The sequence below is a fragment of the Amycolatopsis sp. NPDC058340 genome (genome assembly GCF_042723975.1).
In the GTDB taxonomy this organism is placed as follows: Bacteria; Actinomycetota; Actinomycetes; order Mycobacteriales; family Pseudonocardiaceae; genus Amycolatopsis.
In genome coordinates, this window is the sequence record NZ_JBHXIB010000057.1 from 8,731 (window position 1) to 31,950 (window position 23,220).

The 23,220-nt window shown below is 68.8% G+C and carries 25 protein-coding genes; 9 read left to right on the plus strand and 16 right to left on the minus strand.

Annotated features, from left to right (window positions below; translation table 11 throughout):
- Positions 1-136: 136 nt before the first annotated feature.
- Both ACFWIW_RS36215 and ACFWIW_RS36220 read left to right on the plus strand, forming a co-directional pair.
- Entirely contained in the window at positions 137-1,132 is a 996-nt protein-coding gene (locus ACFWIW_RS36215; RefSeq protein WP_378372599.1) for a LuxR C-terminal-related transcriptional regulator, read from the plus strand.
- A 99-nt stretch (positions 1,133-1,231) separates the two neighbouring features.
- Entirely contained in the window at positions 1,232-1,363 is a 132-nt protein-coding gene (locus ACFWIW_RS36220) for a hypothetical protein (RefSeq protein WP_255355316.1), read from the plus strand.
- On the opposite strand, the gene ACFWIW_RS36225 is transcribed toward ACFWIW_RS36220, so the two are convergent.
- The 3 genes from ACFWIW_RS36225 to ACFWIW_RS36235 are packed head-to-tail and all read right to left on the minus strand — an operon-like array spanning position 1,353 to position 3,427.
- A complete protein-coding gene (locus tag ACFWIW_RS36225; protein ID WP_378372600.1) occupies positions 1,353-1,568 on the minus strand; it encodes a hypothetical protein in 216 nt (71 codons plus the stop codon). The two genes, ACFWIW_RS36220 and ACFWIW_RS36225, sit on opposite strands and share 11 nt — an antisense overlap.
- Before the next feature lie 55 nt (positions 1,569-1,623).
- Complete coding sequence (locus ACFWIW_RS36230; RefSeq protein WP_378372601.1) at positions 1,624-2,376, minus strand: trypsin-like serine protease; 753 nt, start codon at positions 2,374-2,376, stop codon at positions 1,624-1,626.
- A gap of 4 nt (positions 2,377-2,380) precedes the next feature.
- A complete protein-coding gene (locus ACFWIW_RS36235) occupies positions 2,381-3,427 on the minus strand; it encodes a LysR family transcriptional regulator (protein ID WP_378372602.1) in 1,047 nt (348 codons plus the stop codon).
- Between the two features lie 95 nt (positions 3,428-3,522).
- Here ACFWIW_RS36235 and ACFWIW_RS36240 point away from each other — a divergent pair, with 95 nt between their 5' ends.
- Positions 3,523-4,479 carry a M64 family metallopeptidase gene (locus ACFWIW_RS36240; RefSeq protein ID WP_378372603.1) on the plus strand — a complete coding sequence of 319 codons (957 nt, stop codon included), beginning with the start codon at positions 3,523-3,525 and terminating at the stop codon, positions 4,477-4,479.
- A 7-nt stretch (positions 4,480-4,486) separates the two neighbouring features.
- Here ACFWIW_RS36240 and ACFWIW_RS36245 read toward each other — a convergent pair whose 3' ends face one another.
- The 5 genes from ACFWIW_RS36245 to ACFWIW_RS36265 form a co-directional block, all read right to left on the minus strand.
- Positions 4,487-4,936 (minus strand): SRPBCC family protein, encoded by a 450-nt coding sequence (locus ACFWIW_RS36245; protein ID WP_378372634.1) that lies wholly within the window; start codon positions 4,934-4,936, stop codon positions 4,487-4,489.
- 68 nt (positions 4,937-5,004) lie between these two features.
- On the minus strand, positions 5,005-5,889 hold the full coding sequence (locus ACFWIW_RS36250) for a helix-turn-helix domain-containing protein (RefSeq protein ID WP_378372604.1): 885 nt from the start codon (positions 5,887-5,889) through the stop codon (positions 5,005-5,007).
- A 183-nt stretch (positions 5,890-6,072) separates the two neighbouring features.
- The gene (locus ACFWIW_RS36255) at positions 6,073-7,128 is read right to left on the minus strand and encodes an LLM class flavin-dependent oxidoreductase (protein WP_378372605.1); all 1,056 of its coding nucleotides are present in this window, start codon (positions 7,126-7,128) and stop codon (positions 6,073-6,075) included.
- A gap of 127 nt (positions 7,129-7,255) precedes the next feature.
- A complete protein-coding gene (locus tag ACFWIW_RS36260) occupies positions 7,256-7,867 on the minus strand; it encodes a precorrin-3B C(17)-methyltransferase (RefSeq protein ID WP_378372606.1) in 612 nt (203 codons plus the stop codon).
- A gap of 18 nt (positions 7,868-7,885) precedes the next feature.
- Positions 7,886-8,863 carry a YbhB/YbcL family Raf kinase inhibitor-like protein gene (locus ACFWIW_RS36265; protein ID WP_378372607.1) on the minus strand — a complete coding sequence of 326 codons (978 nt, stop codon included), beginning with the start codon at positions 8,861-8,863 and terminating at the stop codon, positions 7,886-7,888.
- A 76-nt stretch (positions 8,864-8,939) separates the two neighbouring features.
- Here ACFWIW_RS36265 and ACFWIW_RS36270 point away from each other — a divergent pair, with 76 nt between their 5' ends.
- Together ACFWIW_RS36270 and ACFWIW_RS36275 are read left to right on the plus strand one after the other, a co-directional pair.
- Entirely contained in the window at positions 8,940-9,590 is a 651-nt protein-coding gene (locus ACFWIW_RS36270; protein WP_378372635.1) for a GntR family transcriptional regulator, read from the plus strand.
- A 104-nt stretch (positions 9,591-9,694) separates the two neighbouring features.
- Complete coding sequence (locus ACFWIW_RS36275; protein WP_378372608.1) at positions 9,695-12,364, plus strand: beta-N-acetylglucosaminidase domain-containing protein; 2,670 nt, start codon at positions 9,695-9,697, stop codon at positions 12,362-12,364.
- Here the strand turns inward: ACFWIW_RS36275 and ACFWIW_RS36280 are convergent.
- The 6 genes from ACFWIW_RS36280 to ACFWIW_RS36305 all read right to left on the minus strand — a co-directional run bounded on the left by ACFWIW_RS36280 (position 12,345) and on the right by ACFWIW_RS36305 (position 17,464).
- Positions 12,345-13,226, minus strand: a complete 882-nt coding sequence (locus ACFWIW_RS36280; protein WP_378372609.1) for a hypothetical protein — start codon at positions 13,224-13,226, stop codon at positions 12,345-12,347. The two genes, ACFWIW_RS36275 and ACFWIW_RS36280, sit on opposite strands and share 20 nt — an antisense overlap.
- Before the next feature lie 13 nt (positions 13,227-13,239).
- On the minus strand, positions 13,240-14,535 hold the full coding sequence (locus ACFWIW_RS36285; protein ID WP_378372610.1) for a choice-of-anchor B family protein: 1,296 nt from the start codon (positions 14,533-14,535) through the stop codon (positions 13,240-13,242).
- An 85-nt stretch (positions 14,536-14,620) separates the two neighbouring features.
- The gene (locus tag ACFWIW_RS36290) at positions 14,621-14,854 is read right to left on the minus strand and encodes a hypothetical protein (protein WP_378372611.1); all 234 of its coding nucleotides are present in this window, start codon (positions 14,852-14,854) and stop codon (positions 14,621-14,623) included.
- A gap of 6 nt (positions 14,855-14,860) precedes the next feature.
- Entirely contained in the window at positions 14,861-15,250 is a 390-nt protein-coding gene (locus ACFWIW_RS36295) for a hypothetical protein (protein WP_378372612.1), read from the minus strand.
- Complete coding sequence (locus ACFWIW_RS36300; protein WP_378372613.1) at positions 15,247-15,579, minus strand: epoxide hydrolase N-terminal domain-containing protein; 333 nt, start codon at positions 15,577-15,579, stop codon at positions 15,247-15,249. The genes ACFWIW_RS36295 and ACFWIW_RS36300 overlap by 4 nt, the downstream gene beginning before the upstream one ends.
- A 631-nt stretch (positions 15,580-16,210) precedes the next feature.
- Positions 16,211-17,464 carry a DUF222 domain-containing protein gene (locus ACFWIW_RS36305; RefSeq protein ID WP_378372614.1) on the minus strand — a complete coding sequence of 418 codons (1,254 nt, stop codon included), beginning with the start codon at positions 17,462-17,464 and terminating at the stop codon, positions 16,211-16,213.
- A 278-nt stretch (positions 17,465-17,742) separates the two neighbouring features.
- On the opposite strand from ACFWIW_RS36305, the gene ACFWIW_RS36310 reads away from it, so the two are divergent.
- Positions 17,743-18,006: a hypothetical protein gene (locus ACFWIW_RS36310; protein WP_378372615.1), complete on the plus strand. Its 264-nt coding sequence runs from the start codon at positions 17,743-17,745 to the stop codon at positions 18,004-18,006.
- On the opposite strand, the gene ACFWIW_RS36315 is transcribed toward ACFWIW_RS36310, so the two are convergent.
- Positions 17,987-18,595, minus strand: a complete 609-nt coding sequence (locus ACFWIW_RS36315; protein ID WP_378372616.1) for a TetR/AcrR family transcriptional regulator — start codon at positions 18,593-18,595, stop codon at positions 17,987-17,989. The two genes, ACFWIW_RS36310 and ACFWIW_RS36315, sit on opposite strands and share 20 nt — an antisense overlap.
- A gap of 165 nt (positions 18,596-18,760) precedes the next feature.
- Here ACFWIW_RS36315 and ACFWIW_RS36320 point away from each other — a divergent pair, with 165 nt between their 5' ends.
- The 3 genes from ACFWIW_RS36320 to ACFWIW_RS36330 are packed head-to-tail and all read left to right on the plus strand — an operon-like array spanning position 18,761 to position 22,249.
- The gene (locus ACFWIW_RS36320) at positions 18,761-19,549 is read left to right on the plus strand and encodes an SDR family NAD(P)-dependent oxidoreductase (protein ID WP_378372617.1); all 789 of its coding nucleotides are present in this window, start codon (positions 18,761-18,763) and stop codon (positions 19,547-19,549) included.
- 26 nt (positions 19,550-19,575) lie between these two features.
- Positions 19,576-20,703 (plus strand): DUF5938 domain-containing protein, encoded by a 1,128-nt coding sequence (locus tag ACFWIW_RS36325; RefSeq protein ID WP_378372618.1) that lies wholly within the window; start codon positions 19,576-19,578, stop codon positions 20,701-20,703.
- Between the two features lie 16 nt (positions 20,704-20,719).
- Complete coding sequence (locus ACFWIW_RS36330) at positions 20,720-22,249, plus strand: AMP-binding protein (RefSeq protein WP_378372619.1); 1,530 nt, start codon at positions 20,720-20,722, stop codon at positions 22,247-22,249.
- Here ACFWIW_RS36330 and ACFWIW_RS36335 read toward each other — a convergent pair.
- On the minus strand, positions 22,246-23,151 hold the full coding sequence (locus ACFWIW_RS36335) for an Lrp/AsnC family transcriptional regulator (RefSeq protein ID WP_378372620.1): 906 nt from the start codon (positions 23,149-23,151) through the stop codon (positions 22,246-22,248). The genes ACFWIW_RS36330 and ACFWIW_RS36335 overlap by 4 nt on opposite strands.
- Positions 23,152-23,220: the final 69 nt, after the last annotated feature.

Here is a 23,220-nt window from a genome sequence, read left to right on the forward strand (position 1 = left end):
TCCTTTTCTCTTCATCTTACTTCTTCCTTTTTTTTTTTGGTTTGGTTTGGCTGTTATTTTTTTATAAGACCCCGCACCTAACCGGCCCGGGAGCGGTGGCGCCACCGCTCCCGGACCGCTGAGAGGCAGGTGGACAGTGGCATCGACGACCCCGGACGGGCTCGGCCCGCAGCTGGGCAGGCTGGGCCTCGGCGAGACCGCCGCCCGGATCTACCGGCGGATGCTCGAAAGCGCGCCCGTCAAGGCCGAAGACCTGGCCTGGCGGGAGGACGACGCGGAGAACGTCGAGCTGGCGCTGAAGGAACTGGCCGACGCCGGCCTCGCGGTGTCGTCCGGAGTGGACGGACGCGAATACCTCCCGGCGAACCCGAGCGAAGCGCTCACCGCGTTGACCACGCGAAGACAGGCCGAACTGCACGACGCGCGGCTCGCGGTCCAGACCGCGTACCGCGCCTTCAGGCGGGCGCACTCGGGGATGCCGAACGCTCAGGACCTGCTCGAAGTGGTCACCGGCGACGCCATCATCCCCCGGCTGCAGCATCTCGCGACCACGGTGCGGCACCAGGTGCGCCGTCTCGATTCCCCGCCCTACTTCACCGGCGGCCGCCGGAATCTCCTTGAGGAGGAGCAACTTCGGCGCGGGATCGGTTACCGTTGTGTCTACAGTGGAGCGTCGTTCGGCGATCCCGGCTATCTGGCCGCGAACATCCTGCCGTGCCTGCGAGCCGGCGAGCAGGCCCGTCTGCTGCCCGAACTCCCGGTGAAGCTGACGCTGTTCGACGACCGTGCGGCCACCATCGCGCTGACCATCCGCGAGGCCGATCGCAACCAGTCCATCGTCATCGTGCGCCCCTGCAGCCTCTTCTCCGCGTTGGAGGGACTGTTCGAGACGTCCTGGGCGGCCGCGCTCCCGATCGACCGGCGGGGCCGGACGTCCGGGCAGCCGATCCGGCCGGTCGAACGGGAACTGCTGCTCCTGCTCGCCGCCGGGCGCAAGGACGACGAGATCGCCGCCGAGCTCGGCGTCAGCAGACGCACGCTGTTCCGCTATCTCGAGAACCTGATGGACCGCGCGGGCGTGTCCAGCCGGTTCCAGCTGGGAATCTTCGCCGCGCACAACGACTGGCTCTGAGAACCGGGTTCTCACCCGGCCGGGGTCACCCGGATGGACCTTCCCCGCTGCGGCGAACGCGCCGGGAGCGGATGGTGATCTTGGAAGGAGGGCGGAATCATGGGGAATCACCGGCACCACACCGGCACCGCGTCGCTCCGGATCGCCACCGCCGGCCTGCGGGTGTTCGCGGTCGTCGTCGCGATCGCGGCCTGCGCCTGGCTCGCGCTCTGGCTCGCGTTCACCCTCTGAGACCCGCCGGTCCCGGCTGGGATTCGGGCGGGCTCTCGGGTTCCGGCACCGGGCGGTCCGGTCCCGGACCGGGGACCCGTTCGGGCACCCCGGGGTCCGGGACCGGCTCCGGCCTGCCCGGGTCGGGCACGGGTTCGGGAATACCGGGTTCCGGCGGCATGGGGTCCGGCGGCGCCGGAGGCGCGGTCGTTCGAGGACTCGTCATCGCACTACCTCCTGATCACGCCACTACCCGATGCGCCACCGGCCGAAACGGTCCGCTAGCCCGTATGGGTGGCGATCCAGTCCGCGATGACGTCGGCGCGGGAGGTCGTCTCGATCCCGGCGTGCGGGCAGTCGGGTCCGGTGGCCTCCAGCGAGACCAGCGCGCCGCCCGTGTCCCCGGGGACGAAGTACGGCGCCCCCGAGTCGTATGTGCAGGCACTGGTCGTGATCGACGGTGCGGCGCCGCGGACGCCGAGCGTCGTCGGGGCCACCGTCGCCACCTGCACGGTGCCTTGCTGCATCCGGGTGGCCGGAGCGGGATTCTTGGCGGTCAGGCTCCCCCAGCCCGCCAAGGTCAGCTGCTGGCCGACCTTGGGGAGCACCCGGTTCACCGTCAGCGGGGTCACCGTCGTCACCGGGGTGTCCAGCTTGATGAGGGCGACGTCGTTTTCCTTCGCCTGCAGCACTTCGGTCGCCTTGCGGGCCACACCCGATTCGACCGCCTCGTCGACAAGGCCCAACGTCACCATCGTCGGATACGGCATCTTGCCGGCGACCCGCTTGCGGTGCGCGTCGTGGAAGCAGTGCCCCGTGGTGACGACCCAGCTCGGCGCGACCAGCGCGCCGGTGCAGTAACTGCTGTAGGTCGAGCCGTCGGGGCGCGGGATCTTCGTCATCGCGATCTTCGCGACGAACCCGAACCGCCCCGGCGGGACATCGGTGCCGTGGGCGACGTCCGGCGCGGCGAGCGCGGCCGGAGCGGTGGTGATGGTCAGGACAGCAGCGGCCAGCAGGGCGCGCAGACGCAATTTCTTACCCTTCGTCGATGAGGTGATCCGAGGCTAGGACCCCCTGCCCGACAAGGGGAATTCCCCGACCAGGTGTCACCCGATGGCACGCCCGCTCCTCGATCGGTCCCGCGCGGCGGGTGAGCCAGTGGCGATAGGGAAGGCTGTTTTCGGTGTCTGACCGGTAAGCCGCCTCGGCCGCCGCGATCAAGGCACCGGTGTCCTCGCCGAAGGCGCCTTCCGCGCTCCAGGCGATCAGATACCGCATCCACAGCGGATCCCCCGCGAGCGGCCGGATCGCGATCCCCGGTGAAGCGGGGAAGGTGACCTGGCACGGGGAAATCGCCCGGCCCGCGGCGATCAGGCGTTGCACGGGGCGCAATTCCGTGCTCCGGTGCGCGACCTGTGGCCGGAAACCCGCGCGGGCACAGGCTTCTTCGAAGCACTCCGGCCATCCGGCACCGTCGGACGGCCCGAGCACCCACCGTTCCCCGGCGAGCTCGGCGAGCTCGATCTCGGCGCGGCGGGCGGCGGGATGGTCCTCGGCGATCGCCACGAACACCGGTTGCGTGGCCAGCGGCCGCGACGTCACCCCCGGGGCCGACGGCAGGAGGTGGCCGGGATAGTCGGCGACGACCGCGGCGTCGAGCTGCCCGCCCGCCACGAGATCCAGCAACCGCAACGGCGAGAACTCGGTGGTCACCGAAACCGCTTGTCCCCGGCCCGAATCACCGAGCCGGTCCGCGAGTTCGACGACCATCGACCCGCCGATCCCACCCAGCGCGACAGGACGTTTCTCGCCTTCCGACAGGAATCGCGCCGCGTCCCGGTGCATCGTGTCCGCCGCGGCGAGGACGGCACGGGCGCGGACGAGCACGCATTCGCCGAACGCCGTCGGGAAGACGCCGTCCCGCCCCCGGACGAACAAGGTTCCGCCGAACGCGCGCTCGATCCGTTGCACGGAGGCGGTCAGCGCGGGCTGGGTGCTCCCGATCCCGATCGCCGCGCGCGTGATGCTGCCCGCGTCGGCGACGGCGCACACGACTCGCAGGTGACGTAACTCGACGTCCATCACGCGGACCTTATGGCCACTTGGGATGTGCCGGAAGCCGTCGAAAGTCGGGATCGTTTTTCGTACTCCACTCCCCCTCCCCGCAAGGAGTACGCATGCGACGCGTCTGCCTCATGGTCGCGCTGACCGCCGTCCTCGTCGCCGGGTTCGTTCCCGCGACGGCGTCGGCGGCTCCCCGATTCACGACGTCGATGGAAGCCTTCGAGCCCGGAGGAACCATCACCCGGGTGGACGTCACCCGGCCCGTTTCGGACCGGGCCGCGGCGACGCAGCGGATCGCCGCCGCGGTGACCCCGATCGAGACCAACGGCCCCAGCGAGACCACCTTCGACCTGGTCTTCGTCGGTGACGGCTACACCTCTACGCAGCTGGGTACCTATTCGCAGCACGTCCGCTTCAGTGTCGCGGCGCTGTTCGCCATCGAGCCGTACAAGAGCTACCGCAAGCAGTTCAACCTCTGGCAGGTCGACGTCGTCTCGGCCCAGTCCGGCATCACCAACGACCCGACGCAGGGCATCCGGCGCAACACCGCGCTGGGCTCGTACTTCTGGTGCGGCGGCATCGAACGGCTGTTGTGCGTCAACGAAACCAAGGCGAACCAGTACGCCGCGGCCGCGCCGGACGTCGATCAGGTCATCATGCTGGCGAACACCACGAAGTACGGCGGCGCCGGCGGCGGGGTCGCGACCTCTTCCGGCGGCAACATCCAGGCCAGCCAGATCGTCGCCCACGAACTCGGGCACTCGATCGGCGGGCTCGCCGACGAATACGACTACGGCACCTGCGACACCCGGGAACCCCGGGAGCCCAACGCTTCCGCGCTCACGGCCCAGCAGATGAGGGACCGCCAGGCCAAGTGGTACAAGTGGCTCGGCAAGCCCTCCCCCGACGGCGGCACGGTCGGCGCCTTCGAGGGGTCCCGCTACTGCAAGACCGGGATGTACCGCCCCAGCGTGAACTCGCTCATGCGCACCCTCGGCCAGCCGTTCAACCCGCCGGGCACCGAAGCGATGATCGCGGGCTTCCACCGCGAAGCCGCCCATCGGCACTGATCCCCCGTCATGGCCTCCGGACCGGGCCGCCGGCGTGACCGGCGAGCCCGGTCGCCATGTCGCGCATGAAGCGGCGGAGGTACCAGCGGAAGATCCACGCGCTCCCCTTGCCCACGCGATACGTTCCATGCCAACGGATCCGTGTTCCCCCGCCGGGCGTTTCACACAGGTCGACCGAGGCCTGGTAGTCCAGCATCACCGGAACGTCCACGCCCTCGTAGGAGAACCGGCGTTCCGGGTCGAGCGCGGTGATCCGCTCCTTGGTGACCGTCTTGCCGGTCCGGAAGGCGCGGACCGCGCCGACCTCGTCCCGTCCGTCGGCGGAAAGTCCTTGTGACGCGGCGACTTCCAGTGAACCGACCCGTGACCAGACCGGCCAGCTGCGGGCGTCCAGCAACAGGGCCCACACCGCTGCGGGCGGCGCCGGCGATTCGGCGGTGACGTCGTACGACTGCATTCCACTCACACGGCTCACCCTATGAACGGCCGGACGAGGCCACCATGCGCCGGATTGCGGGGCGATGATCAGGAATTGCGGTACTCCGAGGGCCTCGATCCGGTGTGCTTCAGGAAAGCGGCCGACAGGGCGCCGGGAGTGGCGAACCCGCACCTTCCCGCGATGGCGGCGATCGGGAGATCTGTGCCCCGCAACAGCCTTCGCGCCTCATCGATCCGGAGCCTCCCGAGGAACCGGTGCGGTGTCTCGCCGGTCTTCTCCTTGAAGACCCGGATGAAGTGGTAAACGCTCAGATGTACCTCACCGGCGATTTCGGCGACACTGAGCGGATCGGCCAGCCGGTCGCGCATCATCGCGGCGGCCGCGCGGACACGTTCGTCCTCCCGTCCCGCGCCCGGTGGGCCCGGTTTCCGCGCGTGGCGGGTGAGCAGGTGCACGGTGAGGAAGGCGGCCGCGGATTCGGCGTAGAGGTCGTCGTCCTCCCGCGCGTCCCCGACCGCGCGGACCAGCTCGTCGAGCAGCGGATCTCCCCCGGCCACGGACGCCGCCATCGCCTCGTGGTCGACCGCGCGGCCACCAAGCCGCGCGGCGACCGACTCCACCGTGGTGCCCGGGATGTGCACCTGCAGGCTGCGCATCGATTCGTCCCCGCGGTAGCGGCGATGCTGCGGCTTGCCGGGGACGGCGAGTTCGAGCCGTCCCCATTCGTGGCTGCTCCACCGGCCTCCGCCGCGGGTCTCCATCACCGCCCGCCCGGAAAGCGGCAACACCAGATGCAGATCCGCGACGGCGGGCAGCCGCAGGTCCTCCGCGACGGGAACGTGCTCGAACCGCTGGACGAGAAGCGACTCCCAGCCGGAATCCTCCCAGCTGCAATAGGTCCGCCGGACATAGCGGGACATGTCGAAACCGGTGTAGGGCTGAAGGTCGAATCGCTCGGAATCGAACACCACGGCTTCGAGGCTAGCTTGTCTCTGTCAAGGCGCGCTTTCGGATTTCCGTAGCCGGGCCGCGGCATCAGCTGATCTCACTCAGCCGTGTCGACGGCCCACCTCCGCAAATCCGAGGCCTCCGGCCGAAGAGAAACGCGCACGTGTCCTCACCTACCAGCCGAACTTCGGTCTGAGAGACACGCTCTAGCCGAGAAGTTCCTTCACGCGCGGGACGACCTGCTCGCCGTAGAGCCGGATCGAGTTCAGGCGCTGCTCGTGCGGAAGCGCGCCGACGCTGTACTTGAGCTGGAACCGCGAGAGACCCAGGGTCCGCACCGCCCAGGCGATCTTCTGCGCGACGGTTTCAGGGGAGCCGACGAACAGCGCACCGCGCGGGCCTGCCATGGCGTCGTAGTCGGCGCGGGACATCGGGCCCCAGCCCCGTTCGGCGCCGATTTTGGCGAAAGCGGCCTGGTGGTGCGAGAAATGCTGGGAGACGGCCAGTTCGTCGGTCTCGGCGACGTGACCGGGGCTGTGCATCGAGATCGGCAACTCCTGGTGGCCCGCCTCCTTCAGCGCGCGCCGGTACAGGTCGGCGAGCGGGGTGAACCGCTCCGGCGACCCGCCGATCACCGCCATCACCAGCGGCAGGCCGTACGCCGCCGCGCGGACCACCGACTGCGGAGTCCCGCCGACCCCGACCCACGCGGGCAGGCTGCCCGATTCGGTGACAGGGAAGGCCTGCGCGCCTTCGAGGGCCGGACGGACGGTCCCGGACCACTCGACCGGCTTCTCCTCCTGTAGATGCGTGAACAGGTCGAGCTTCTCGGCGAACAGCGCTTCGTAGTCCTCCAGCGAGTAACCGAACAGCGGGAACGACTCGGTGAACGAGCCCCGGCCGAGCGTGACCTCCGCGCGGCCGCGGGAAACCGCGTCCAGCGTGGCGAACCGCTCGTACACCCGCACCGGGTCGTCCGAGCTGAGCACCGTGACCGCCGTGCCCAGCCGGATCCGCTCGGTCCGGCCGGCGATCGCGGCCAGCACGACGTCCGGCGAGGACACCGCCATCTCGGCGCGGTGGTGTTCGCCGACACCGAAGTAGTCCACGCCCACCTGGTCGGCGAGGACGCCCTCGGCCACGACCTCGCGGATGGCCTCGGCCTGGCTCACCGGCTGGCCGTCCGCGCCGTTCGCGACGTCGCCGAAGGTGTCCAGGCCGAAAGTCGGCGCCTGCGGGGTGCCCAGGATCTCGTAACCCATGTCCAACTCCTCAAGTAGTTGAACGCTCAAACGTCGGGTGCGGTGATCGTATTCCGCCAGGTGCGCCCGGGGTCTCGTGAGTGGCAAGGACGGTTAGAACCGTCCTTGCCACTCACGAGCGGAAAGGTCAGCCGCCGGCGATGTCGCGCGCCAACTGACGGGCGTCGTCCATGGTGAACTTGCCGGTGATCTGGGTTTCCCCGCCGGTGATGGCCGACTGGATCGTCGGCGCGGTCAGCACCCGGCTCTTCAGCACCATCGCGACCTGCTTGCCGACGTTCGCCGCCGTCCAATCCGCCCAGGTCCGCGCGCCCGCGTCGGTGAAACTGAGCCCGACGAGCGGACCGCCGGACTGCGTGTCGAGGCGAGCGTTCGCCCGGCTGAGGTCGGCTCCGGTGAGGAACGCCGGGCCGAGCAGGTATTTCGTGCCCTGCACCCGGTCGCAGCTGACCAGCGGGAGCGCCGGGTCGTCGCGGCCGTCCAGCGGATCCGGCCCCTCCGAGCAGTCCAGCGCCGCCGCGGCGGCCTGCTGTCCGGCTGGATCCGTGCTCTGGCGGTCGGTCGCCGCGCCCGTCGCCGGTCCGGACGGGAACTCCGCCAGCACCGGGCGGAACCGCAGCCGCGACCCGTCCTTGATCGCGAAACTGTCGCCTTCGGGCTCGGCTTGGCCGGAAACCCCGCCCTGGCAACCGGTGACACCGAGCAGGACGAGGACGATCGCTACGAGGATGTTCCGCACCGGGACATTCTGGCGTGTTCAGCGTCCGTGCGTGGGCGAAACGCCCCGACGCCGCACAGTCCGCTCGAGGATCCCAAGCGTGGCCTTGAGCGCGGACTCGGGAACCACCGGGAAGGTGATGCGCTCCTTCCACTCCTCGCCCACTTCCGACCAGTCGTAGTACGACGTGACGAGCGTGCCGCCCTCGGCGGGTTCCAGCCGGTAGCCGTAGATGTGCCGGGCATGCGGCCTGATCCGGCCTTCGACGGTCCAGGCGATCTCTTCGTTCGGGGTGAGCGTGGTGATGACGACCTCGACGTCGTATTTCCCCAAGGGCACGTCCCCGAGCGCTTCCCGGTCCATGTGGACCACGAACCGGTCGCCCACCTGCTCGACCGGCTCCCCTTCCGCGTCGATGAGCATTCCCGACGCGTCGATGTCGACATGCCCCTGCGGATCGCTCAAGACCGCGAAGATCGCGCCGGCGGAAGCGGGGACGAGCCGCGAGACCTCGATGCGTTCGGGGCCCGGGGTTTCCGCCGTGGCGACCAGGACCGCGCGGGCGAGCACGTGCGAGGCCATGGTGAAGCCGAGAAAGGCGGGCGTGCTGTCGGCCGGGACGCCGAGCGACTCGACGTCGAGGGCGTGCACCACGACGAAGTAGCGGTGCACCCCGTGCCCGGCGGGCGGCGCGGCACCGAGATAGCGGGCGAGGCGGGCGTCGTTGGGCAGCTGGAAGGCGCCTTCGGGGAGCCCGGAACCGGTGTCGTCGCCGGCGCCCTCGGGCAGCTCGGTGACAGCGGCGGGGATGTCGGCGACCGCCCAGTGCCAGAAACCGGAACCGGTCGGCGCGTCGGGGTCGTACACGGTGACGGCGTAGCTCTTGGTTCCGCGCGGAGCGCCGCTCCAGCTCAGCTGCGGCGAAACGTCCTTGCCGGCCAGCTGTTCAGGCGCCCATGCGGCACCGTCGGCGACAGACGTGCTGGTGACGGTGAACGGGTCATTGACTGAGGTCATAAATCGACCATAACACAAATAATCGATTATCTTCCCGTTCGTCTATGCTCCGTGGATGGCCTCACCGGACAAGCGGATGCTCTCCGAGCAGGTGTACACCCGCCTGCGGGACGCGATCATGCGCGGCGACCACGCCCCCGGCGCCGCGCTCAAACCGCAGGACCTCGCCAAGGAACACGGCGTGAGCCTGGCGGTCGTCCGGGAGGCGCTCGTCCGCGTGGTCGGCGACGGCCTCGCCGACAGGCTCCCCAACCGCGGCTTCGCCGTCCCCGCCTTCTCCGATCGGCGCTGGCAGGAGATCACGGAAGCCCGCCGGACCATCGAGCCGCTCGTCCTGCGCCTCTCCGTCGAACGCGGCGACCTCGACTGGGAGGCCCGCGTCCGCGCCGCCCATCACCGGCTGAGCCGGACGCCGCCGTTCGTTCCCGAAGAAGGCGAGTACATCAGCGCGGCGTGGTCCGAAGCCCATCGCGTCTTCCACCGGACCCTGCTCGACGGCTGCGGAAACCCCGTCCTGCTGGAGACGTTCGACCGGATGTGGACCGCGAGCGAACTGGCCAGGCGCTGGGCGGCGCACCGCGCTCCGAGCCGCGATCATCTCGCCGAACATCGCCTGCTGGAGGAAACGGCGCTCGCGCGCGACGCCGACGCGGCCGCCGAGGCGCTGACCCGGCATCTCACCCTGACCGCCGCCGCCTTGGCAGGAAAATCACCCGGACCGACCTAGCCGAGATCATCGCATCGGGTGTTTGCTTGCTCACAGAACGTCGTTGATCGACGATTTGGGGGCCGCCGATGTCCTTCCGATGGGTACTTCGACTCATTCCGGTGATGTTGCTCGTGACAGCGGTGGCCGTCCCGGCCCCGGCGAGCGCGGCTCCCGTCCCGTCCTTGGCGCAGGTGTGGCCGACACCCCAGCAGGTGACGCCGCGATCCGGCCAGGTGACCATCCCGCGCACCGTCGTCGAAGTCGTGGGAGCGGGCACCGATCCGTCCGCGCTCGCCGTCGTCGACCAGGTCCTCCGCTCGGCGGGCGCGAGCACGATCGTCAAGATCACCGACCACGATCAGGCCGCCGCCGACCGGGAACGCGGCAACGGCGGCCTCGTCGTCTTCGTCGGCGGGCCCACCGAAAGCAGGGCGACCGCACTGGCACTCGCCGCGCTCCGCATCGAGGGGCCCGAAGGTCTGGCCCCCGGCGGATACGTCCTCGCCGCCGACCGCGGCGTGATCGCACTGTCCGGTGTGGACACTTCGGGGACGTTCTACGCCGCGCAGTCGTTCCGGCAGCTGTTCGCTTCCGGCAAGAGCCGCGCGTTCGGGATCCGTGACTGGCCCGCGGCCCCGCTGCGCGGCGTGATCGAGGGCTTCTACGGCGCGCCGTGGTCCCACGCCGATCGGCTGGCACAGCTGGACTTCTACGGCCGCACCAAGCAGAACATGTATGTCTACTCCCCCAAGGACGACCCGTTCCTGCGCGCCCGCTGGCGCGACCAGTACCCGCCCGAGCAGCTCGCACTGCTCTCGCAACTGGTGAACCGCGCCGACGCGAACCACGTCGAGTTCACCTACGCGCTCTCCCCCGGCCTTTCCGTGTGCTACTCCTCCGACGCCGACAAGACCGCGCTGGTCACCAAGTTCCAGTCGCTGTGGGACATCGGGGTGCGGTCGTTCGCGATACCGCTCGACGACATCTCCTACACCCGCTGGAACTGCGCCGCCGACGCCGCGAAGTTCGGCACCGGCGGCGCGGCCGCGGGCGCTGCGCAGTCGTTCCTCCTCAACCGCGTTCAGCAGGACTTCATCACGACGCATCCCGGCGTCGAGCGGCTGCAGACCGTCCCGACCGAGTACTACGACCTCGCCGACTCGCCGTACAAGACCGCGCTGCGCACCCAGCTCGACAAGGCGGTGATCGTCGAGTGGACCGGCGTCGGCGTGATCGCCGGGCAGATCACCGAAAAGCAGGCGCGGCAGGCGAAAGAGGTCTTCGGGCACGACATCCTGATCTGGGACAACTACCCGGTCAACGACTACATCACCGAACGTCTCCTGCTCGGCCCGTACATCGGCCGCGAACCCGGGGTCGCGAAGTACCTCTCCGGGATCACCGCGAACCCGATGGTGCAGGCCGAGGCGTCCAAGATTGCCGAGTTCACCTCCGGTGACTTCCTGTGGAACCCGGACCGGTACGACCCCGACAAGTCCTGGCTCGCCGCCATCGCCGACCTCGGCGGCCCCGCCGCACCCGCGCTGAAGGTGTTCGCGGAGAACAACTATTCGAGTCTGCTCGTGCGCCTCGAAACCGGGAAGCCGGATCTCGATTCACCGGTGCTGCGGCCGCTGCTGGCCGCCTTCTGGTCCGCGCTGGAGAAGAAGGACCCGTGGGACGCGGCCGCGAAACTGGATCGCTACCTGACCACGATGGCCTCCGACCCCGAAGATCTGCGGCGCGGGATGGCCTCGAACCCGAAATTCCTCGCCGAGGTCGGCCCCTGGCTCGACCAGGTCGGCCTCTACGGTCAGGCCGGCCGTCACGCGGTGCGGATGCTGCTGGCCCAGGTCGACGGCGACGGCGCGAAGGCGTGGGCGGAACGCGGCGAGCTCGTCGCCGCGCTCCAGCAGGCGCAGGCGATCCGCGTCCCGACCTCGCGCGGCCCGCGTAACCCGAGCACCTGCACAGGGGTCTGCGTGCCGTTCCTCAACAGCGCGCTGGCCACCGCCGACCGCTGGTTCGGCCTGCCCGGGATCCGGCCGCAGCCGACGACGTCGCTCGGCACCTACACCGACCACGTCCCCGCCCGGATGGTCGACGGCGACCCCGAGACCTACTACTGGAGCGACTGGGCGCCCCGGATCGGCGCCACCATCGGGGTCGATCTCGGTTCCCCGCAACGGGTGTCCCATGTGGACATCCTGATGGGAAAGCCGACCAGCCCGGACGACTACGTCCGCGACGGCGTCCTCGAATACTCCGCCGACGGCACCCGGTGGACGACGGTGAAGCCGGTCACCGAGCCGGTGATCTCGGCCGACCTGCCGGAGGGCGCCGTGGCGCGGTTCGTCCGCGTGCGCACGACCGGCGCCCAGACCTTCTGGGTCGTGGTACGGGAATTCACCGTGTCCACACCGGACAGTCCGAAGTACACGGTCACCGGCACGCCGGCGGGGTCGAACCTGGCCGCGGCGGCGGACAACAACGCCGATTCGCGGTACGCGGCGGCATCGGCGCCGATGCCGGGCGACGCGCTCGTCGTCACAGCCGTCGCGCCGAAGCCACTGGCCAAGATCGTCGTCCTGGCGGCGGACGCCGGTGCGGGCGCCGACGTCCAGATCGCCGACCCGGCGGGCGGCTGGCGGACGATCGGCAGAATGTCCGGCGGCTACACGGAACTGCCCGCCGAGGGCGCCGTGACCGACAAGGTCCGGCTCCTCTGGTCGCCGGGAGGCGCGGCACCGAAGATCGCCGAGGTCGTCCCGGTCAGTCCACCGCGACCGTGATGGCCGCCGTGTGCACCCGCCCGCCGTGTGAGAACTCGAGGAACAGCCGGTACTCCCCGCGTTCCGAGAACAGGGAGTGGAAGGTCAGCTCACCGCCGGCCAGCGCCGCGCCCAGCGGCTGGGCCGGATGCAGGTGCGTGGCCGACAACAGCATGGTGTGGAACCCGGTCAGATGGCCGTTGGCGCCCAGATGCGGGTCGACCGCGGTGACGGGCGCACCGTCCGGGCCGCGGAGGGCGAACCGGAGGACCTGCGCCCGCATCGACGGGATCCGGGCCGCCCCGTCCACCCGCGCCACCCGGTATCCCGTGGCCGTCACGGTGTCGGTCGACGGAGCGGGCACCGGCACGAAGGTGGTGTCACCGGGCACGGTGAACGGGACACCGAGCACCACCGGATGCTTCGGATCCTTGGTGTCGAGCGGCACGAACTCGGCGAACATCCGGTAGGCGCCACCGTCGGTCAGCGACAGGTTCGTGTGCCAGGTGTCCCCGTCCAGTCTCGGATGCACGTGCTGGAAGACGTTCATGTCGTCGCGCACGGCGAAGAAGTGCATCTGTTTGGTCTGGTTGTCCAGGAACCGGGTCACCGGCCGTCCGTCGGGGCCGAGGATCCGGAAGGCGACCGGTACCTCGGGGCCCCGGACGGCCGGTGTGGTGACCCGCTCGAACCGGTAGCCGCTTTCCGCCTCCGACAGCCCGTCGCTGTGGGCTGCCGGAAGCAGATCCGCGGTCACGACCGGCTGTTGGTGAGCCGAATGCGCGGAGCCCGGTGTCGGCCGGAGGGCCACGAACACCGCGGCCGTGCCGATCACCAAGGCCAGCGCGAGGAACAGCCAATCCGTCAGCCGGGGTTTGCGCACGCCCTGCCCCCGGTCACTTGCCGCCGAGGTTCGGCTTCACCACGACCAGGCCCTGCTCGATGCCGTTGACGATGACGATGCCGCTGGAGAAGTACGGGTAGTTGCTCCACGCCCCGTTGAAGTTCGCCGCGTCGCCCGCCGGGTAGATGTCGAAGTAGCCGACCTCGGACAACTTCGCCGAAGCGACCCCGCTGACGTCAAGGATGCGCAGGCCGGCCTGGTAGTTCGCCTGGTAGGAGTACTGGCCCTTGATGTACTGGTTGTGGTCGATCGCGGTGGCCGGCGAACTGTAGACGCCGGTGTGCACGGGGGCGGACAGTTTGGCCAGGTCCCACACGTAGGTCTTGGTGCGCTTGTCGGTGCCGCGCGACTCGTCCAGTTCGTCGTCGAGCAGGAAGTAGCGCTGGTCGCCGGTCAGCCAGCCCTGGTGCGAGTATTGCGCGCCCGAGTAACCCTTGCGCGAGATCTGGACCGGCCTGGCCTTGTCGGTGACGTCGACGATGGTCAGGGTGTCCTCGTTGGCGTTGAAGCAGATTTCCCTGCCGCTGTAGGCCGCGTCCGGTCCGCGGTAGACGACGCACTGCGTGTCGTGGGTGTAGCCGTCCTGCGAAACGCAGCCCGCCTTGGCCGGCGCCTTCGGGTTCTGGATGTTGACGACATGCGGCCCGCCGCTGCACGTGTTGGAGCCGATGGCGTAGGCGAAACCGGTCTCCTCGTTGATCGCGATGTTGTGCGCGGGACCGAATCCCTTGTACAGCGCGTCGGCGGTGAAGGTCTGCGGTGTGGTGACCGTGCGGAGCCTGGTCAGGTCGAACACCTGCATCCCGTGCCCGGTGATGAAGTCGGCCACGATGAACGCGTGGTTCTTGTACACCTTCATGTCCCGCCACGAACTGCTGCCGCCGTTGGAGGGCAGGTTGCCGAGGAACTTCGGCGAGGTCGGGACGCTCAGGTCGACGAAGGCGGTGCCGTTGGTCCGCCCGACAATGGCGTATTCCTTGCCGGACGAGGGATCCGTCCAGCCCCAGATGTCGTTGCCGTTGCCGCCGCCGAGCCCGGAAAGGGGGAGCACGCTGAGCAGGTCGACGTTCTTGCACGGGTACTTGTCGGCCTTGCCGTTGACACACGGCACACCCGCCGCGGTGCCGGTGACGGCGTGCCGCTCGGCCGGGACGTGGTCGGCCATGAAGGTCCGCGCCGCCGCCTGCCCCTCCGCCGTCTCGGGATCGTGCGCGGACGCCGCGGTCATCGACAGCACCAACGCGGAGGCCGTCAGCACGGCCAACCCCATCATCCGCACGAGTTTCATCAGAGGCGCTCCTCACCGGGTCGCGGTCGGCCTCCGACGATAGGAGCACCGACTCCCGGTGTATCCCGTCGAACGTATGGGGCTTTTAACCGTTTACCGGAGGTCCCGGAACGCTTCCCGGATCCCGGACACCAGCAGCTCCGGCGTACTCCAGTCCGGGGAAGTGACCGCCGCGGCCGAGTTCCGTCCACCGGTACAGGTTCCGGTAACGCCGCTCGGCCCAGCGTCGCGCGGTCGGCCAGGGATCGGCAGGGAATTGCGAGACGGCGGTGGGCACGGTCACCGGCCGCGCGTTCTCCTCCTCGGCGCCCCGCGGCATCGCTTCTCAGTACCAGCGGGCGCTCGAAGCTCCGGTGCCGGTCAGCCAGTACAACGCGATGTTGTCGACCTGGTCGGCCACACTCACCTCGCCGCCGGCTTCCGGCCGGTCGTCGGCGTAGGCGGCGAACTTCTCGCCGAGCCCCGCCGGGGAAGCGAGCAGGGAGTAGCCGAGGGTCTGCGGGCGCGTCCCCATGAGCATCCCGAAGGCGTATCCGTCGGCCAGGTGCAGGAAGCGCCGGTCCAGCATGCGCTGTTCGTCCGCGCTCGGCGCCGTCCGCCCCGGATTCCGGCCCCGCTCACGTGGCCGTTCGCTGAAACCGAAGCCCGGCAGCGAAGGCACGACCACATGGAAGGCGTCGCCCGCGGAAACCGGCTCGGTGAGCGGCCTGATCACCTTCTCGAACTCGAGGATCGAGCCCGCCAGCCGTGGGTCAGGATCAGCGGGAGCGCCGTGGGCTCGGCTGAGCGGACGTGCCAGAACCCGATGTCCAGACCGTCGGTCCGGGCCCGGTGATGAGGCTGCGTGTTCCAGCGGATTTCCCTTGCGCGCCAGTCGTGTTCCCGCCATGTCTGGAGCAACGCCGTCAACCGGTCCAGCTCGATTCCCTGCGTCGCGTCGGGAACCGTCTCGGGTTCGGGAAGGCGGACCTTGGCCAGTCGAGTGTGGAGGTCGGCCAGTTCGCGATCGGGCACACGGACGGGGAAGGGTTCGATATCGGGCACGGCGCCGAACCTACGGCCGGGTCGCGGCGTTGCATTTGCCCCTGGACCGGAATGCAACGCGGGGCCGGCGACTTCCTGACGCTCGTCGCCGCTTACGGGCGGCCCCGGGCGCAAGGGTGCCGTCCACGGATCCGGCGTGCTGGCCGTCATCGACGGCTCCGGTGGCGCGGTCTGGTCAGGACGGCTCCTGGGTGACCGTCCAGGAGGTGGGCGAGGTTCTCCGCGAATACGCGGATCAACTCGGTTGCCTGGTCACGGACCTCGGCGGGACCGACCACACCCAACGGTCTCGGGCGGTCGCGACGAGATCGAGAAGGCGTTCCCGGTCGAGTTCTGCACCGTCTCGAAGTGAGTCACCGGCGTACCTCATTTCCACCCGCACATTCGAGATCGCGGCGAGAAAGGCTGCATGGATCCGAAGTCGTTGATCGCGCCGGTATCGCTCGGTCTCTAGTTCACGCTCCCCTGTTCACCGCTGCCGTTCGCGGGCTTGCTCTCGGCGCCGGTGTCGTCCAGAGCGGTACCTGACCACCTCGCATGACAGCAGTCCAGGCTTCGGTCGAATGACGCTTTCCGACTGTGGGCATGCCGAGGAGCCCGTCGTCGGTGTGGCCGACGGGCTCCTCGGTGGTCAGACGTGATGCAGGGTGTTACGGCGGGGTTGTCGCAGCGGATCCCGGTATTGGGGTGGGATGAATTCCGGTAGGCCGTCGGCGGCCATCCGTACTTCCCAGTCGCCGTGATGAATCAACCGATGATGGAAACCGCACAGCAGCACGAGATTCCGGAGATCGGTGGGTCCGCCGTCTGCCCAGTGATGTATGTGGTGGGCGTGGCAGTTCTTGGGTTTCCGATGGCAGCCGGGGAAGGCGCAGCCCCTGTCGCGGATGTTCAACGCGCGTCTCTGCCCGGGCGTGACGAACCGTCTCAGCCGTCCCATATCCAGTGGCTCACCCGAGGTGCTCATCACGACCGGCAGCATCAGGCAGTCGCAGGCCGCGAGCCTGGCTTCCCGAGCGGTCATCGTCCCCACGAAGTCGAGACACGCGGTCCCGAGGCCGGACTTCAGTTCTTCGAGTCCGATGGTGACGTTCACGAGGGTGCGGTAGCCGCTGGTGCCGGGCTGGTCGGGGCAGGCAATGGCCAGGTCCAGCAGGTCGGCCCAGGCGTCGCCCATGCGTTCGCATTTCATCCGCAGATCCGCCTGCCCGAACTCGTCCACCGGCCGCGGCTGGGCGTGCGCCTCCAACGCGGCCGCCGTCCGGGCACCGGTCTCGTCATCGAGCAGGCCGGTCAGCTTCCAGAACCCGTCCTTGCGACGCTCCAAGGTGAGTTCGCGGCGTGGCTCTTTCGGTTCGGGTTCTTTGGGTTCCTTGCCGTCGGGATCGAGCCAGCCCAACAGGTTCGCTTCGGCCTTGGTGAGCTGTGCGGGACCGGCGTTCGGGGCGAGATCGGCCAGGATCTTCTCCGCGCTCGCCCGATCCTCGGCGGAGGTGTCGGCCGGGAGTCGTTTCAGGATGTCCAGGATCTGATCGATCCGTTCGTCCCCGACCAGCCCCTCCGCGGCGACGGCGGCGGTCGCGGGCGCAACAGGCGGAACCTCCGTGCCATCCAGAGCCCGGGTGGGGTTCAGGGCGATGGCCCGTTTCACGATCGCACCGGCCTCGCCGCGCGACAAGCCCGCCAGATCCGCGAGCCAGCTAGCCGTACTGCCGTGGCCGTACAAGTCCTTGACGCCCCGAGACTCGATCTCCGCCAAGAACCGCCCCAGCGCGGCGGTCGCCACCCGGATCACCTGCAGGGATTGCTGCACGCCATGGGCAAGCTCCAGCTTGCCGGCACGCCACAGCTCCTGCGGCAACTCGGGAAGGAAGGTCTCGGACACGACTCCATAATAGCACTGTTCTTCGAACATGTGTTCGTAATTTTAAGCGACCAGCGAAACGCGCCAACAACACTGAAGAGTGAATCAGCCTCACTTCAACCAAGCCAACCCAGTGACAGCGAGCGAGCTCCAACACTGACACATTTCCCGTTCGTTAAAAGAAATGCAGCACCGATGGCCGGTCGAGTAAGCGCTTACTGTCAGCACCGCGACCCCGGCGACCGACAGGAAGAACAGCACGAGGCTCGACTGACCAACTGCCGTCCACCCAAGGATGCTTGTCTGATCCCGAAGCGACCGAGCCGGAGTTGAGCACGAACGACGGCACAATCTCCGTAGCCGACATCGTGAACCGAACCTTCGCCGTCGAAATAGCCGCGAACATGGTCGGCCTGCGCGACACGCAAGGACGACCCGACGTCCACGACCCCGATTCCCCCAAAGGCCGCGCGGAGTTCGAGCAATTCCTCAGCGACATGAATGACCCAACTCAAGGGCACCCGAGGAGCCCATCGAACACTCCTACGAAACCAGCCGCCTGAGCAACGATCCGACATCCTCGGCGAGACCGTTCTCCTCGCCGGCGAGATGGTGCAGCAGCGCCTGCTGGAAAAGACCGTCGAAAGCGGCATAGGCGACCGCCCGCGTCACGACCGGCGAAGCGTCGGCGAGTTCGGCGTAGCGCTCCACGACCCGCCAGATCATCGCCTGCCGTTGAGTGTCGATCTCGAGCACGTCGGCGCGGAACGCGGACTCGAACAGGCTCTGGTTCCGCAGGTCGTACCACAGCCGGTGCATCACGGCGTCGGCTCGCAGCGTGTCCGCCATCGCGGCACCGAAGCCCCGCTCCAGTTCCTCGGCCGAACGCGCCGCGGCCACGGCCTCGTCGTAGCGGGTCACGCACACTTCCTCGAACTTGCGGACCGCGTAGGTCAGCAGTTCCACCTTGTCGGTGAAGTAGTAGTGCAGGACCCCGTGCGAGAAGTTCGACTTCTGCGCGATCTCCCGCAGGCTCGTCCTCGCGTATCCCAGCTCGGACAGCGTCTGCAGCGCGGACTCCGCCAGTTCCGCCCGTCGCTGGGCGAACTTGTCCACGCTCCGGCGTGCGATCCGCTCGCTCGTCTCGGTCACCACGAGTTCCTGTCCGGTCCGGGAGCCCGCGCCTGCCGCGGGGTCCCTCAGTCTAGCGTCGCGGATTTCTTGACGACTGTCCAAGAAAATCTTGACGACTGTCCAAAACTGGCTCAGGATGTGACCCACACCGCAGCCGCGGACCGTCTCAAGGAGGAGAAGTCCATGGGTTCGTACGACCTTTCGGGCCGGAAAGCCCTGGTCACGGGTGGCGCGCAGGGCCTGGGCGCCGGAATGGCCGAAGCGCTGGCACAGGCGGGCGCCTCGGTGGTCATCGGCGACGTCCAGGAGGATCTCGGGCGCGCCACCGCCGACAAGATCGACGCGGGTTTCGTCCGGCTCGACGTCACCGACGACCAGAGCTGGGAGCAGGCGGTCGACGCGGTGATCGCCGAACTCGGCGGGCTGGACATCGTGGTGAACAACGCCGGTGTCGAGATCACCGGCCTCGTCGCCGACCTCGACCCCGCCGACGTGCGCAAGATGCTCGACGTCAACGTGCTCGGCACGGCTCTCGGCGTGAAGCACGCCTTCCGCGCGATGCGGCCCGGCGGTCCCGCGGGTGCCGGTGGCGCCGTCGTGAACATCGCCTCGGTCGCCGCGACCATCGCCTTCCCCGGTATCGCGGGCTATTCGGCGACGAAATCGGCGGTCGACCGGCTCACCAGGGTCGCCGCGATGGAGGCCGGGAAACTCGGCTACGGCGTACGCGTCAACTGCGTCTACCCAGGCCTCGTGCCCACGCAGATGGGCAACCAGCTCGCGCAGGACGTCGTCGAGGTCGGCCTGTTCCCCAGCGTCGAGGACGCCATCGGCGCGGTCGTCGGGCAGACCCCCGCCGGACGGCTCGGCGAGGTCGCGGACATGGCCGACGCCGTCGTGTTCCTCGCCTCCGACGCCGCCCGTTTCATCACCGGCGCCGGGCTCCCGGTCGACGGCGGAATGGGCATGTGACCAGCACGAACCCGAAAGGAATCACCATGAGCAGCCCCAAACCCGTCGTGGTCTACGGCGCCTCCGGCTACACCGGACGGCTGATCTGCGAATACCTGCGCGAGTACAACGTCCCGTTCATCGCCGCCGGCCGGGACAAGGCTCGCATCCAAGAGGCGATCGACCACGTGCCCGGCCTCGACACCATCGAGCACGAGGTCGTCGAGGTCTCGCACGACGTCGAAGCGCTCACCGAACTCTTCCGCGACGCGAAGGTCGTGTGCAACACCGTCGGCCCGTTCAGCGAGTACGGCCACGAAGTCGTCGAAGCCTGCCTGCGCACCGGAACGCACTACCTCGACACCACCGGCGAACAGGACTGGCTGATCGCCGCCGAAGAGCGCTACGGCGCGCGGATGGCCGAGAAAGGCCTGCTGCTCTCCCCCGGCATCGCGCAGATGTACACCACCGGCGAGATCGCCGCGAACCTGTGCCTGGAGACGCCCGGACTGGACACTTTGGACATCCTGGTGTTCTGGAAGGGTTATCCCACGGTCGCCTCGACGAAGACCATCCTGGTCAACGCCGCGCTGTCCGCCGCGTACTACCTCGAGCAGAACGAGTACCTGCCCTGGCCTGCCGACGGCGGGCTGCAGGACGTCACCGTGCCCGGCCATCACGAGACCGGACTGGCCCTGCCCTGGGGCGGCACCTCGCATCCGGTCTGGTTCAAGAACGACGCCCGTGTGGCCAACGTCAAGGCCGTCGGCGGCGTCTTCGACCGCGCGCTGATGCAGGGCGTGCCGCAGATCGTCGCCGCCGTGCTGGAACAGGTGAAAGACCTGCCGCTGGACGAGAAGATGCGCGTACTTGCGGAGCAGGCGGCCGCGGTGCGCGACGAGATGCCGCCGCGCGAGAACCAGCGGCTCAACACGTCGCTGGATTCGGTGCACGCCTCGGGACCGCTTGGCCGCGCGCACTGCGTCATCCACGGCACCTGCAACTACAAGCAGACCGGGTTGATGCAGGCCTATGGCGCCTACTCCCTGCTTCAGCAGCCCCCGAAACGCGTGGGATTCGCCTCCGGGTGCCAGGCTTTCGGCCACCGCGAGCTGCTCGGCGTGCTACGAAGCTTCGGGCTGGTTTCGAAGCCGGTCCTGACCGTCCACGACTGACCGGAAGGACGAGCGCGTGCGACTGACCGACTACCTCGACAAGGGCGCTTCACTCGATCCGGCGGCACCCTGCCTCACCATGGGCGACACGTCCCTCGGCTACGGCGAAGTGCGGGAACTGTCGTGGCGAGTGGGGCGGGCACTGGCCCGGTCCGGCGTCAAGCCGGGCGACAAGGTGGCGATCCTGTCCGGGAACGATCCCCTGTCGTTCGGCTGCGTCTTCGGGATCAGCCGGGCCGGTGCCGTGTGGTGCCCGGTCAACCCGCGCAACGAGGCCGCCGAGAACAGGGAGCTGCTCGACCTGTTCGACTGCACCTGTCTCCTGGTGCAGGAGTCCTTCGCACCGCTCGTCTCCCGGATCCGCCCCGACCTGCCGAAACTGTCCACAGTGGTCTGTCTCGACGGCTCGATGCCCGGCGCCATCCCGTTTTCCGATTGGCTCGGCGACGCCGAGCCCTGGGAGGCAACGCCGCCGGACGACATGGTCCTGCTCGTCGGCACCGGCGGCACCACCGGCCATCCCAAGGCGGTGATGCTCAGCGGCACCAATGTGGAGACGATGTCGGCGCTCACGCTGATGAGTTACCCGTTCACCGGGCGGCCGCGGTACCTGGCGCTGGCTCCGCTGACACACGCGGCGGGCGTGCTCTGTTTCCCGGTCATGGCCCTCGGCGGCGAGATCGTCGTCATGCCGTCACCGGACCTCGGCGAATTCCTCGCGCTGGTGGAACGCCGCCGGATCACGCACACCTTCCTGCCACCGACGCTGATCTACCTGCTGCTCGACAATCCGGCGCTGGCCGACGCCGATCTTTCGTCGCTGCAATGCCTTTGGTACGGCGCCGCGCCGATGTCGGCCACCAAACTCGCCGAAGCGATCACCCGGATCGGCCCGGTCTTCGGGCAGCTGTTCGGGCAGAGCGAAGCCCCCATGATGGTCTCCACCCTGTCCCCCGCCGAGCATGTCCATCCCGATGGATCGCTTGCCCTGGAACGGTTCACGTCGGCGGGCAGGCCCACCCCGCTCACCCAGGTCGCGATCATGTCCGCCACGGGCGAGCTGCTCCCGCCGGGCGAACGCGGCGAGATCGTCGTCCGCGGCTCACTGGTGATGCTCGGCTACTACAAGAATCCGGACGCGACGGCGGAAGCGAGCGCGCACGGCTGGCATCACACGGGCGACATCGGCTACCTCGACGACGAGAACTACCTGTACATCGTCGACCGCGCCAAGGACATGATCATCACCGGCGGCTTCAACGTCTATTCGGCCGAGGTCGAGCAGGCGCTCATGGCGCACGAAGCGGTGCAGGACTGCGCCGTGATCGGGCTGCCGCACGATAAATGGGGCGAGCAGATCACCGCCGTGGTCCAGCTTCACTCCGGGAGAACGGCCGCGGCGCAAGAACTCCGCGCCGCGGTCAAGGAGCGGCTGGGCAGCATCAAGACACCGAAGGAGATCCTGGTCTGGCCGGATCTCCCTCGGTCCAAGATCGGCAAGGTGCTCAAGACCGAGATCCGGAAGGCCTTGCTGGACAACGCCTAGCGCCGCGCCAGCTCCTCCGCCGTCGGCAGCGGCCACTCGTAGCGTTCCTTGGCGATGCGGAGGTGGACCCACGTCTCCGCGGTCACGACGTCGGGTCTGCCGCTGATCTCTTCGAGCGCCCGGTCGAGCGCGCGGGCGGACTGCGCGGCGATGGTGGCGACGACGTCGAACCGGCCGATGGTCCTGGCGAGGAACTCGGTGTCGTCGCGTGCGGCGAGCGCGGCTGTCACCTCGTCTCCGGCGCCCCGCACGTTCAGGCCGATCCCGCAGACGAGGCCGGCGTCCGGCCTGGCCCGGCTGAGCACCGGCGCGATGCGGATGACGTCGTGCTCGATCAGGAAACGCACGCGGGTACGCGTGGCCGACGGCGACAGCCCGACATGCTCGGCGATCCGCGCGTAACTCTCCCGCCCGTCGGCCTGCAACCGCAGCATGATCGCGAGATCGCGGTCGTCGAGCCGCAGCCAGGGCGGCAGCGGGCGGCCCGGCATGAACAGGCCTTTGACCACGTCCACGTAGACGAGCGTGTTGACCTGTTCCACCTCCGGCAGGCCGCGGATGTCGGCCACCGTGCGATAAAGCTCGGGCGGGTCGGGCAGCCGCAGCTCGGCGACGGTCTGGTACTCCCCGCTCACCGCCGAGACGAACGCCGCGGCGGGCAGCGCCGCGATGGCGTCCGTCGTCGCCTGCGAGCGGCCCGAAGTGCGGATGGCGAGGTGCGCGTACGCGGTCAGGCCGAGGAATTCGGGATGGACCGCCGCGACCACGTTCAGCGAACCGTCGGACTTCAGTTGCTCCAGCCGGGCCGACACGGCCGACCTCGAAGCCCCGACGCGTTGGGCCAGATCGGCGACGCTCATCCGGCCGTCCGTGCGCAAAGCCGCGACCAGCGCGTCGTCCACGACGATTTCCCTCCGCTGAATTTCCGACGGCGAGAGGAACCATATCACCGGCATGGATGGCCATAGAAC

Excerpts from the sequence above, each read along its gene's own strand:
- ACFWIW_RS36235 (WP_378372602.1), bottom strand. The coding sequence starts at position 3,427 with ATGGACGTCGAGTTACGTCACCTGCGAGTCGTGTGCGCCGTCGCCGAC.
- ACFWIW_RS36240 (WP_378372603.1), top strand. The coding sequence starts at position 3,523 with ATGCGACGCGTCTGCCTCATGGTCGCGCTGACCGCCGTCCTCGTCGCC.
- ACFWIW_RS36255 (WP_378372605.1), bottom strand. The coding sequence starts at position 7,128 with ATGGGTTACGAGATCCTGGGCACCCCGCAGGCGCCGACTTTCGGCCTG.
- ACFWIW_RS36220 (WP_255355316.1), top strand. The coding sequence starts at position 1,232 with ATGGGGAATCACCGGCACCACACCGGCACCGCGTCGCTCCGGATCGCC.
- ACFWIW_RS36285 (WP_378372610.1), bottom strand. The coding sequence starts at position 14,535 with ATGAAACTCGTGCGGATGATGGGGTTGGCCGTGCTGACGGCCTCCGCG.
- ACFWIW_RS36320 (WP_378372617.1), top strand. The coding sequence starts at position 18,761 with ATGGGTTCGTACGACCTTTCGGGCCGGAAAGCCCTGGTCACGGGTGGC.
- ACFWIW_RS36275 (WP_378372608.1), top strand. The coding sequence starts at position 9,695 with ATGTTGCTCGTGACAGCGGTGGCCGTCCCGGCCCCGGCGAGCGCGGCT.
- ACFWIW_RS36270 (WP_378372635.1), top strand. The coding sequence starts at position 8,940 with ATGCTCTCCGAGCAGGTGTACACCCGCCTGCGGGACGCGATCATGCGC.
- ACFWIW_RS36245 (WP_378372634.1), bottom strand. The coding sequence starts at position 4,936 with ATGCAGTCGTACGACGTCACCGCCGAATCGCCGGCGCCGCCCGCAGCG.
- ACFWIW_RS36325 (WP_378372618.1), top strand. The coding sequence starts at position 19,576 with ATGAGCAGCCCCAAACCCGTCGTGGTCTACGGCGCCTCCGGCTACACC.
- ACFWIW_RS36225 (WP_378372600.1), bottom strand. The coding sequence starts at position 1,568 with ATGACGAGTCCTCGAACGACCGCGCCTCCGGCGCCGCCGGACCCCATG.
- ACFWIW_RS36290 (WP_378372611.1), bottom strand. The coding sequence starts at position 14,854 with ATGCCGCGGGGCGCCGAGGAGGAGAACGCGCGGCCGGTGACCGTGCCC.
- ACFWIW_RS36265 (WP_378372607.1), bottom strand. The coding sequence starts at position 8,863 with ATGACCTCAGTCAATGACCCGTTCACCGTCACCAGCACGTCTGTCGCC.